The sequence below is a fragment of the Ruegeria sp. HKCCA4812 genome (genome assembly GCF_013034245.1).
In the GTDB taxonomy this organism is placed as follows: Bacteria; Pseudomonadota; Alphaproteobacteria; order Rhodobacterales; family Rhodobacteraceae; genus Ruegeria.
Genome location: NZ_WQFQ01000001.1, coordinates 300417 through 311482, shown reverse-complemented (window position 1 = coordinate 311482; position 11066 = coordinate 300417). Strand labels below are relative to the sequence as shown.

General features: G+C 55.6%; 10 protein-coding genes. 9 read left to right on the top strand and 1 reads right to left on the bottom strand.

Annotation, left to right across the window (positions count from 1 at the left end):
* The first annotated feature begins 48 nt into the window (after positions 1-48).
* Positions 49-966: an NAD(P)-dependent oxidoreductase gene (locus GOW04_RS01545; protein ID WP_371814337.1), complete on the top strand. Its 918-nt coding sequence runs from the start codon at positions 49-51 to the stop codon at positions 964-966.
* Entirely contained in the window at positions 963-1931 is a 969-nt protein-coding gene (gene denD, locus GOW04_RS01540; protein WP_171231343.1) for a D-erythronate dehydrogenase, read from the top strand. The genes GOW04_RS01545 and denD overlap by 4 nt, the downstream gene beginning before the upstream one ends.
* Here denD and GOW04_RS01535 read toward each other — a convergent pair.
* Complete coding sequence (locus tag GOW04_RS01535) at positions 1928-2578, bottom strand: GntR family transcriptional regulator (RefSeq protein WP_171231342.1); 651 nt, start codon at positions 2576-2578, stop codon at positions 1928-1930. The genes denD and GOW04_RS01535 overlap by 4 nt on opposite strands.
* 198 nt (positions 2579-2776) lie before the next feature.
* Between GOW04_RS01535 and GOW04_RS01530 the strand changes: the two genes are divergently transcribed.
* From GOW04_RS01530 to GOW04_RS01500, 7 genes are all read left to right on the top strand, one after another.
* Positions 2777-3790, top strand: a complete 1014-nt coding sequence (locus GOW04_RS01530) for a TRAP transporter substrate-binding protein (protein ID WP_152458529.1) — start codon at positions 2777-2779, stop codon at positions 3788-3790.
* Positions 3791-3869: 79 nt separating this feature from the next.
* Positions 3870-5039, top strand: coding sequence for a mandelate racemase/muconate lactonizing enzyme family protein (locus tag GOW04_RS01525; RefSeq protein WP_171232014.1), 1170 nt, complete (start codon positions 3870-3872; stop codon positions 5037-5039).
* The gene (locus tag GOW04_RS01520; protein ID WP_371808007.1) at positions 4990-5898 is read left to right on the top strand and encodes a TRAP transporter small permease subunit; all 909 of its coding nucleotides are present in this window, start codon (positions 4990-4992) and stop codon (positions 5896-5898) included. The genes GOW04_RS01525 and GOW04_RS01520 overlap by 50 nt, the downstream gene beginning before the upstream one ends.
* A complete protein-coding gene (locus tag GOW04_RS01515; RefSeq protein WP_171231341.1) occupies positions 5898-7520 on the top strand; it encodes a TRAP transporter large permease subunit in 1623 nt (540 codons plus the stop codon). Before GOW04_RS01520 ends, GOW04_RS01515 begins: the two co-directional genes overlap by 1 nt.
* Before the next feature lie 10 nt (positions 7521-7530).
* Positions 7531-8481 (top strand): phytanoyl-CoA dioxygenase family protein, encoded by a 951-nt coding sequence (locus GOW04_RS01510; RefSeq protein WP_171231340.1) that lies wholly within the window; start codon positions 7531-7533, stop codon positions 8479-8481.
* A gap of 24 nt (positions 8482-8505) precedes the next feature.
* Positions 8506-10008 (top strand): UxaA family hydrolase, encoded by a 1503-nt coding sequence (locus tag GOW04_RS01505; protein ID WP_171231339.1) that lies wholly within the window; start codon positions 8506-8508, stop codon positions 10006-10008.
* Positions 10005-11009, top strand: coding sequence for a Gfo/Idh/MocA family protein (locus tag GOW04_RS01500; RefSeq protein WP_171231338.1), 1005 nt, complete (start codon positions 10005-10007; stop codon positions 11007-11009). Before GOW04_RS01505 ends, GOW04_RS01500 begins: the two co-directional genes overlap by 4 nt.
* Positions 11010-11066: the final 57 nt, after the last annotated feature.

Genomic DNA, 11066 nt, shown 5'->3' with positions numbered 1-11066 from the left:
GGCCCAGAGCCGTTAGCGTATGACAGAGATTTTGGTTTGGCCATAACCATGCGTGGCGCACCTTCGGAAGGACAGAGGATTATGAGCAAGCAGTTCAAAGTAGCTCTATTGGGAACCGGCTTGATGGGCGCTCCTATGGCGAGGAATATTTTGCGCGCCGAAATTCCGCTAACTGTATGGAACCGCAGCTTGGATAAGGCAAAACCGTTGACGGCGGAAGGCGCGACATTGGCGGAAACTGCCCCGCTGGCGGTTTCGGGTGCAGACGTAATTGTAACGATGCTGTCGGACGGATACGCGACCGGCGCGCTACTTTCTGACGAGGCTTTCCGCAAACAACTCAAACCCGGAATGATCTGGATTGATATGTCCAGCGCCAAACCCGAACACGCCCGAGAACAATCCGCGCAATTGTCTTCGATGGGGTTGCAGCATCTGGATGCCCCGGTTTCCGGCGGCACCAAAGGTGCCGAAGCTGCCACGCTTGCGATCATGGTCGGTGGTGATCAGGACGTTATGGAGCGCGTCCGACCGGTTCTGTCAGCAATGGGCCGCCCTGTGCATGTAGGCCCAAGTGGTTCTGGTCAATTATGCAAATTGGCCAACCAGACGATTGTCGCTGTGACTATATCGGCTGTCGCCGAAGCGACTTTACTGGCTCAGCGAGGCGGGGCACACCCTGCCGCGTTGAGGGCCGCACTGAAGGGGGGATTTGCTGATAGCATTATCTTGCAACAACATGGCGAACGCATGTCTGACGGAAATTTTGTACCCGGAGGTTTGTCCAAGTTTCAGTTAAAGGATTTGGACAACACGCTGGAGGAAGCGCGAAGCCTTGGCGTTGAGCTACCTAGCACCCAATCTGTGCGCGACCGTTTCGAATATCTGATAGACGAAATGGATGGGGCCGAACTGGATCATTCAGCTTTGTATCTGGAACTCAAAAAACGGAACGGATTGCTATGACGCGGATCCTTGTCATAGGCGGTGGAGGAATGCTGGGTCAGAAACTGGCCCATCGCCTTTCGCCCCATGAAACTTTTGGAGCGGATGCCCAAGTTTCACTGTTCGATCTCTCGTTCCCACCCGATAGTGCGGCAGGTAATCAGATTGTAGGGGACTTGACCGCGTCAGGCATGGCTAAGTCTTTTGCTGCGCAGCGACCGGATGTCATTTTCCATCTTGCAGCGATCGTTTCTGGCCAAGCCGAGACAGACTTTGCGTTGGGCTGGGATGTAAACCTTATGGCGACGTGGGCACTGCTGAACGCACTTAAGGATGAACACGAGGCATCAGGAAGGGAGTACACTCCTCGCCTGGTTTTTGCCTCATCCATAGCGGTGTTCGGGTCACCGTTCCCTGAAAAGATAAGCGATGAGTTCCTTTCGGCACCTTTGACCAGTTACGGAGCGCAGAAAGCGGCGTCTGAACTGATGATCACGGATTTCAGCAGGAAAGGATATATCGACGGTGTTTCCTTGCGCTTACCCACATTGTGTGTCCGCCCGGGCAAGGCGAACGCTGCCGCTTCGTCCTTCTTTTCAGGAATAATCCGCGAGCCATTGAATGGGGATGAGGCTGTCTTGCCAGTTGCCGAAACTGTTCGACACTGGCACGCTAGCCCCCGCGCCGCTGCGACTTTTTTGACCCACGCCGCAACATTGGACACGCAGCTTTTGAATGACCGACGCGCCTTGAACATGCCAGGTGTCAGTTGCACCGTCGCCGAACAAATCGAAGCTCTGCGCAATGTCGCCGGTCAAGACGCTGTTGGCCTAATCAGGCGAAAACCGGACAAGGCAATTGAAGGAATAGTCAAGAATTGGCCGCGCGACTTTCAAACAGATCGCGCTCTGAAGCTGGGGTTTGAGGCGGAATCAAGTTTTGATGATATCATTCAGGTGTATTTAGAAGACGATTTTCGGCCTTAATCGCCCATCGTCTTTCCGGTTAGATGGCGTTTCAGATGATTGTGGATTTTCTCCCGTGTTAACTGCTCATCCCCTGATAATGCCGCTTCAAGTATATCTGCATGATGTCTTATGTTCTGAGAAATGAACTCAAAGTTCCGGTCTGCCACCATCAACTGCTGTCTGAATTGCGCGTAAATCCGGCTATGCAATTGTTTTAAGGTTTCCGAGCCACAGGCAGAAATAAGCGTCTGGTGAAACTCCTTCTCCGAGGCAAACCAGATCTCGACAAGGTCGCTTGGGTCGTCCGTGGCGTGAATGCGTTTTTCGATATGGCTGAGTTTGTGATGTGCAGCCGTCAATCTTGCTTCCCAATCCACCCCGCCATTTCGGATCGACATTGCGGTGCCTTCGGCCTCCAACAGAACACGGACGTGCGTCAATTCGATAAGCTTCTGCGGTGAACGCTTTGGTACGCGGAAACCTTTTTGTTCCTGAAAGTCCACCAAACCAACAGCGGCCAAACGAAAAAGGACTTCACGAACCGCACTTGCGGAACAGCCATACACTTTACGTAGTTCTTCGGCCCGCACCTTGGCTCCATGCTCGAATCCATTAGAGATCAGGCGCATCTTAAGGTCTTGATAAATATCTATTTCTTCGTTCATCCCAGCATGCACCTTAAAGTTTTGTCCAAGTAGCGTCCTAACCTTATTTTCGAATTATCGCAAGAATCTCGAAATTTTTAGAAATTTCAATTTTTTCTTGTTGCATTCGATTCGTCGGCTTAACGTTTACCTGCGTGACAGCAAAGGAGGCGGCAAGATCTTCCACACCGCGCAACGCACAACGTCTGGGAGGACAATATGAAAATAGTCAAGACAGCGGCCGTGGCGGCCGTAGCCACGACAATGGCAGCCGGTTTCGCGATGGCCGAAACAACGAAGCTTAGAATTCAAACGCATTTTTCGCCCGAAACTCTGTCTGGCCAGATGGCTGCAAAATTCGTTGAAGACATTCAGGAAATGTCGAACGGCGAAATCGAAGTTGAAATGTTCTATTCCTCTTCGGTGGTCAAATCAGTTGAAACCTTCGATGCCGCAGCTACGGGAATTCTGGATTGCGACATGACGGGCGGCGGCTATCAGACCGGGAAAAACCCGGCCTTCCAGTTTGCGGGTGACCTGCTCGGCGGATATCAGAACCCATACCAGCAAATGGCTTGGCTTCTTCATGGCGGCGGAAGAGAAGCTGTAAACGATCTATACAACGGCTACGACATGGAGTTCATCGGATGGTGGATTCCCGGGCCGGAGTCGCTTTCTTCGACCAAGCCGATTGCAAAAGTGGAAGACTTCAAGGATTGGAAATTCCGCTCGCCTCCGGGCCTTGCAACCAAAGTGTTCGCGGAACTTGGTGCTTCTCCGATCGTGATGGACTTCAACGAAATCTTTACGGCTTTGGAAACCGGCATCATTGATGGTGCGGATGCTGCGAACCTGACTAACAACGTGGGCCTCGGTCTGTACGAGATCGCAGGTCATACAAACTATCCCGGTTTCCACTCGATGCCCGCAGATCACCTAGCCTGTCGCAAAGACGTCTGGGAAGCGATGCCTGCGCACCACAAGAAGATCATGGAAGTCGCAATGGATAGCCTGGCATTGCACAATGCGACAATCAATGAAGTGCAGAACGCTCAGACTGCAAAAGACCTGAAGGCAAAAGGTGTTCAGTTGTACGAATGGTCGCCTGAAGACCTGGCAGCGTATCGCGCGGCCGTTCAGGTTGGTTGGACTGAGTTCGCAACGACTCCTGAGGCACAGGCGCTTTTGGAAAGCCACATCAACTTCCTGCGTGACCTGGGCGCAATGCAGTAATCAGGCTTCGACCGCATTAGGACACTCGGAAAGGCCGCATCAGCGGCCTCTCCGCATCTGCGCCAGGGTTCAGAACTTCATGAAAATTACCAGAATTATAAGTCATGTACTGCAGTACGACATGCCGGAAGTTCTGGGCTACTCGCAACAGTATTATGACAGGCGCACAACCCATCTGGTCGAGATTCAGACAGATGAAGGGGTAACCGGTTGGGGCGAGAGCTTTGGTCCCGGAAACGTAGCCATAGCCAACAAGTCCATCGTCGAAAAGGTAATCCAACCAATGGTCCTCGGCTTGGACCCCTTGGACAAAGACGTGATCTGGCACAAGGTGTACAACCTTTTGCGAGACCATGGCCAAGGCGGAATGCCAATACAGGCTTTGTCCGGGGTGGACATCGCACTTTGGGACATCACCGGAAAAATCTCTGGCCTCCCCCTCCATAAACTTGTCGGGGGCGCGCATCGCAAAAGCGTTCCTTGCTACGGCTACGGAATGATGCTCCGGGATGAACCGATTTCTCATCTGGCCAGCCGTTTTGAGGATGAAGCCGCTAAGATCAAGGCAATGGGATTTACCGCCACCAAAATGAAAACGGGCTTTGGCCCGAAGCCTGATGTGAAACTGTGCGAAGCAGTTCGACGCGGAGTTGGTGACGACTTTCCTTTTATGGTCGATGCGAACCATGCCTATACGACTTCGGACGCGTTTTTTGTCGGTCGGGCGCTGGAAGAACTGGACGCATATTGGTTCGAAGAACCCGTCGCGCCAGAAGACATGGAAGGATACCGAGAATTGCGCGCTTCGCTTAAAGTCAACATCTCGGGCGGAGAGGCGGTATTCAATCGCTGGGCCTGGCGCAGTCTTCTTGAAAATCGAGGTATAGACATAGCGCAGCCAGAAGTATGCGCTTTGGGCGGTGTTTCAGAGTATCTCAGGGTACTGGCCCTATGCCACGCACATTTCACTCCGGTCGTAAATCACGTCTGGGGCAGCGCCATCGCCGTCGCAACTAATCTGCACCTACTGGCGGCCATGCCAGCAATTCCAGGCGGTTTGCATCCTTGGGAGCCGATGCTGGAGTTCGACACAACGGACAACAAGTTTCGGGACGATCTGCTGACCGTACCGCTGGAAATTCAAAATCAGGTCAAGGCCAATAATGGCCGTGTCATGATCCCGACTGGCCCCGGACTGGGTGTCGAGCCGGATCGAGACTTTATCGATCATTACAGGATCGAAGGATAGGGACGAGGGTTACGCGATGCACAAGAATTCAGGCGGACCAATTGAATGGCTCATACCGTTGGCCTTCGTCGCGACTGCCAGTTGGCTTGTTTGGCATCTTCCAGCATTCCTGTTGGATTGGCTGCCTTACACCTCTGAATCCCTCAAAAGTCAGGTAACGGAAATATATCTACGCAGCGACGTCACGCCCGAATTGCCTGGTGTGTTCGGGGGGTTTGTCGACATCATCGACGTGGCTGCGCTCGTCCTTCTGCCGTTTCTTGCAGTGATTGGTACAAAGACCGTGCGCCCGGCGACGATGGAGTTCGAAGGCTCGACGGTTATGGATCGTTTCGCCCTGTTCATCGGCCGAGTTACGATGATGATGATCGCAATCATGACTGTCGTCATGCTCTACGAAGTCTTCATGCGCTATATCCTTGAGAAGCCGACCGAGTGGGCCAACGAAATGACACTGTGGTTCGCCAGCTTTGTGTTTTTGATGTCTGGCTACTATGCCATGCAGCAACGCAGTCACATACGAATATTCCTGCTTTACGACGCAGTTCCACGTTGGCTTCAGCGCGTTTTTGACACGGTTTCAACAATACTGATCGTCCTGTTTGCCTTCTTTCTGGTCTACGGCAGTTACAAACAGGTGTTCGTCAACAAGCTCTATAAATGGGAGCTTTACGGCTCCGCCTTCAATCCTCCGATCCCGGCGACGTTGCAGCCGATGGTACTGATCGTGATTACGCTCGTCGCAATGCAGGCAATTTTGAACTTGGTCGCGGATTGGAACAAAGAACCGGAAATCCACACAGATGAACCGGACGAAGACGAAATTGAAATGATCAAAAGGGCGGTGGGACAAGACTGATGGATATTGGAACAATCTCACTCATCCTGATGGTCGCCCTGATCATTCTCCTGGCGATCGGGATGCCCCTGGGTCTGGCCTCGGCTTCGCTTGCGGTTCTGGTTCTTGTCCTGAAGTTCGAACCGACACTTCTTTTGAACCCGTTTTCATTCGGCGACGGGATTCTCACCGGGCGGCCAGGCACTGGGCCGCTCTATATCCTGGCGCAAAAGATATACGGGCTCTTAACGGACTACGTGCTTATTTCCGTGCCTTTGTTCATCTTCATGGCGTCGCTGCTAGAGCGGTCCGGGATCGCGCGCGACATGTATTCGTCGCTGAATGTATGGCTGTCCAGAACGCGTGGCGGTATCGCGATCGTGACCTCGATCATGGCAGTGATCATGGCGGCCATGTCCGGCATCATCGGCGGTGAGGTTGTCCTGCTGGGCCTGATCGCCCTGCCCCAGATGCTGCGCCTCGGTTATGATCAGAACCTCGCGATCGGCGTCATCTGCGCCTCGGGGTCGCTGGGTACAATGATCCCGCCTTCGATCGTTCTGATCATCTATGGGCTGATCACCGAAACCTCGATCAAGTCGCTGTTCACCGCATCTTTCATTCCCGGCTTCATGCTGGCCTCGATGATCATCCTGTACATCATCATTCGCACGCGGCTGAATCCTCACCACGCGCCGCTGCCGAAACCGGACCCGAGCGACCCCGAACCGGCCGAAAAGCGCAAACTGTTTGCGGCCTTCATGAGCATCGTCGTCGCTGGCTTTTCTACTGTTCTTTTTATCCGGGCTGCGTTCTTCGAGCTTTCCGGCTCGAACGCTGCCAGCCAGGGCGAGCCCGCACGGCTGGGTACGGCTGACTACCTGCCTTGGTTTGCCAGCATCACCATCGTCGCCCTACTGCTGATCTTCTTTGTCTTTGGGAGACAGCGCGCAAAAATCGGCTGGGAAATGGGCAAAGGTCTCGTCGCGCCGCTGGTCGTCATCGGCGTCGTGCTCGGCTCGATCTATGGCGGGATCACGGGCATCACCGAGGCTGCAGGCATGGGTGCCTTCGCTGTTCTGATCATCGCCATTCTGCGGGGCGAAGGATCATTCGAGCTGGTTTGGGACAGCTTGATGCGGACGCTCAAATCCACAGGCACCATCATATGGGTAACCATCGGGGCCGCCGCGCTGGCGGGTGCCTACACCATTGCCGGCGGACCTCAATACGTGGCCGACCTGATCGTCGGGCAAGACCTGCCGACCATGCTGGTCATTCTGGTAATGATGCTGATCCTGCTGTTCATGGGCGCGTTCATGGATTGGGTCGGCATCGTGCTGTTAATCATTCCGGTCTTTCTGCCGATCGTCCTGCGCCTTCCTATCGAGGAAATCGGTCTCATTGGCGAGTTGCAACCGAGTCATGTCGCGATCTGGTTTGGCGTCGTGTTCTGTATGAACATGCAGGTCAGCTTCCTGTCGCCCCCGTTCGGCCCGGCTGCGTTCTATCTGAAATCTGTGGCTCCGCCGCATATCAGCCTGACGGATATCTTCCGCGGCTTCCTGCCATTCATCGGGATCCAGTTGCTGGCACTTTCCGTTCTTCTGATCTGGCCGGGCATCATCGCGCTGCTTTTGTGAGGTTGCACACATGCTGACACAGAAACAGATTGGCAAGTTCCAGACCGATGGATACCTCGTGGTCAAGGATGTAATTCCCGGTGATGTCCTGGATCGGGTGCAGTCCGAATACTCGGATGTCCTGAACCGGCTCTATGACGGTTGGTACGAAAAAGGGCTGGTCAAGGACGAGCCGTCCGGAATGTCTTTCTGGGACAAACTCCTGTCCGCCTATCAGGCCGGTTGCGACTATTTCCAGCCGCTGGACATCTCATTGCCCGGCGACCGGATCATGGCGGACACACCTTTCCATATTGGGCCCGCCGTGTTCGACTTGCTGACGGCCCAACCCATGCTGGACATCGTCGAGCAGTTGATCGGGCCAGAGTTGGTCAGCAATCCGATCCAGCATGTTCGGCTGAAGCCCCCTGCCCTCAAGCTGTCCAAGGACGAGGTGCGGGCGCATATCACCGCAACGGACTGGCATCAGGACCGGGCAGTTGCGTTGGAGGATGCGGACCAGACCGACATGGTCACGGTTTGGATCGCCGTCAACGATGCAACGGTCGAAAACGGCTGCCTGCAAGTGCTGCCAAAGGCACAGGACCAATCCATCCTGCCGCATTGTGCGCGGACGCAGACAGGCATTGCCGACGGGTTCATTGACGAAGACCGCGCCCTGCCCCTGCCTGTCAAGGCGGGCGGGATCATCCTGTTTCACCCTCTGACACCACATGCGTCACTGGTCAATGAAACGGATCGGTTCCGCTGGTCGTTCGACATCCGCTTCAGTGCAGCAGACCAACCCACCGGTCGAGACCATTTCCCAAGCTTCATCGCGAGGTCCAGATCGCGCCCCGAAACCGAGCTGCGGGATTGGCGTGTCTGCAAGTCAAATTGGGAGGCGGCGCGGGCAAGGCTGTCCGGGCAACCGCACATAGATATTCACCGGTGGACATCGGACTCGCCCTTTTGCGCTTAGATCCGGCTACCAGGAAAGCTGATTATGACTTTTGTACGTTTAGATCGAACGGATAGCGTGGTGGTTGCAACTCGGCCTCTGGAGGCCGGCAGTTTGGTCGAGGATGTCACGACCAATGCGCGCATCCCCTCGGGCCACAAGGTCGCCACGCAGATGATTGTACCGGGCGATCCGGTAAGAAAATATGCCCAGATCATCGGTTACGCGACCCAAATGATCCACCCCGGCGATCATGTGCATACCCACAATGTCGAGTTCCGCAACACCAGCGTGGACTATGAGTTTGCGACGGATCACAGGCCTATGAGACCCGCCGCTTCGGTTGATACGTTCATGGGCTACCACCGGGACAACGGTCGGGTCGGTACGCGCAATTACATCGCGGTTCTGACCACCGTGAACTGTTCGGCGACGGCGGCTCGCATGATCGCCAATCACTTCACGCCGGACAAGCTGGCCGAGTATCCAAATGTCGACGGCGTGGTGGCTTTTGTCCACGGAACAGGCTGCGGAATGGCCGATTCAGGCGACGGTTTCGAAGCTCTTCAACGGGTCATGTGGGGGTTTGCCAAACATCCCAATCACGCTGCCGTTCTGATGGTCGGTCTGGGCTGCGAGATGAACCAGATCGACTGGCTGCTGGACGCGTATGGGCTGAAGCAGAACCCCACTTTCCAGACGATGAACATCCAGAACATCGCCGGACTGCGCCGGACCGTGGAAATGGGCATCACCAAGATTAATCAGATGCTTCCCATTGCCAATGAGGCGCGGCGCAGCGAAGCCCCTGCGTCCGAATTGATGGTTGCGCTACAATGCGGTGGATCGGACGCCTGGTCCGGAGTGACCGCGAACCCGGCGCTTGGACGCGCCTGCGATCTGTTGGTCGCCCAAGGCGGCACGGGTGTCTTGGCGGAGACGCCGGAGATTTACGGAGCCGAACACCTTTTGACCCGCCGTGCCCTTGATCGCGCAACCGGGGAAAGGCTGATCGGACTGATCGATTGGTGGCAGGACTACACCGCCCGCAATCACGGTTCGATGGACAACAACCCAAGCCCCGGCAACAAACAAGGGGGTCTGACGACCATCCTTGAGAAATCGCTGGGGGCGGCGGCGAAGGGCGGAACCAGCCCTTTGACCGGTGTGTTCAAATACGCCGAACCCATCACCGCCAAGGGCTTCACCTTTATGGACAGCCCCGGATATGACCCAGCCTCGGTGACAGGGCAGATCGCGGCCGGATGCAACCTTGTGTGCTTCACCACGGGGCGCGGCTCTGCATTTGGATCGAAACCGGCGCCCACGCTCAAAATCGCCACCAATTCGGAATTGGCAGCGCGCATGCCTGAAGACATGGACGTTGATGCGGGCGACATCCTGACCAAAGGCGTCAGCGTCGAAGAAAAAGGACAGGAAATATACCGACGACTGCTCCAAGTCGCCTCGGGCGCGCGAACCAAGTCCGAGGCGCAGGGCTTGGGTGATTACGAATTCGTTCCCTGGCAGATCGGAGCGGTGATGTGAAACGGATCCTTGTAGCCGGCGGCGGGTTGATAGGTATCCGCCACGTGCGCGCCGTGATTGAGCATCCCGGCTGCACGTTGGTCGGGTTGGCCGATCCAGACGGCTCGATCCAGATCGACGCGCCGCGTTTTGCCAGTATGGACGAGGTGTGGGACCCGGTGGATGGCGTCATCATTGCAACGCCGACCCGCCTGCATGCCGAACATGGCATTCTGGCCGCATCCCGCGGTTGGCACATGCTGATCGAAAAGCCGGTTGCCGCGTCGGTCGATGATGCCCTGCGCCTGAAGAGGGCCGTTCGTCAAGCCGAAGTCCGCAGTCTGGTGGGGCACCACCGGCGGTATCACAGCACCTTGCAGCACCTGAAAAAAGTGATCGAGAAAGGTACGATCGGACAAGTCATCAACGTCTCGTTGTTGTGGGCCATGCGCAAGCCCGAAAGCTATTTTGAACAGAACTGGCGGACTTCGGATGGCAGCCCGGTCATGATCAACCTGGTGCATGATATCGATGTCCTGCGCTTTGTGATCGGAGAAATCTCGGATGTCGTCGCCCTGCCCGGTGCGTCGATCCGCGGATCGGATCGGATAGAAAGCGGCGCGGTCGCGATTGCGTTCGAAAACGGCGCGACGGGCGCCATCAGCTTTGCTGACACCGCGCCCAGTCCTTGGGGGTTTGAAGCCGGAACCGGCGAAAATCCGAACATCGGCACGACCCACCAGGACATGATGTGGATCACGGGAACCAGCGGCGCTGTCAGTTTTCCCTCCATGACCCTGTGGCGCGGAAATGATTGGAGCACTCCGGCCCAAAAAAACCAACTTACACGACCGGAACAGCAACGCGCACCGCTGGAGGCGCAACTGGATCACTTTCTTGACGTGATCGACGGCGCGTCTCCACTGATCGACGTCGAGGATGCGGCCCGGACGCTCGAAGTCACATCAAGGATCGAAATGGGGCTTAAGGCGCGATCAGCTCGAGTGCGGGCGCCGGCCTGATGTACATGCGGTCCGGCAATATACCTGCCACTCAAGAACCAGCGATTGTCCTCCGGG

Bases quoted from the DNA above. Each gene is read 5' to 3' on its own strand.
- GOW04_RS01545 (WP_371814337.1), top strand. From the start codon at position 49: ATGCGTGGCGCACCTTCGGAAGGACAGAGGATTATGAGCAAGCAGTTC.
- denD (WP_171231343.1), top strand. From the start codon at position 963: ATGACGCGGATCCTTGTCATAGGCGGTGGAGGAATGCTGGGTCAGAAA.
- GOW04_RS01535 (WP_171231342.1), bottom strand. From the start codon at position 2,578: ATGAACGAAGAAATAGATATTTATCAAGACCTTAAGATGCGCCTGATC.
- GOW04_RS01530 (WP_152458529.1), top strand. From the start codon at position 2,777: ATGAAAATAGTCAAGACAGCGGCCGTGGCGGCCGTAGCCACGACAATG.
- GOW04_RS01525 (WP_171232014.1), top strand. From the start codon at position 3,870: ATGAAAATTACCAGAATTATAAGTCATGTACTGCAGTACGACATGCCG.
- GOW04_RS01515 (WP_171231341.1), top strand. From the start codon at position 5,898: ATGGATATTGGAACAATCTCACTCATCCTGATGGTCGCCCTGATCATT.
- GOW04_RS01510 (WP_171231340.1), top strand. From the start codon at position 7,531: ATGCTGACACAGAAACAGATTGGCAAGTTCCAGACCGATGGATACCTC.
- GOW04_RS01505 (WP_171231339.1), top strand. From the start codon at position 8,506: ATGACTTTTGTACGTTTAGATCGAACGGATAGCGTGGTGGTTGCAACT.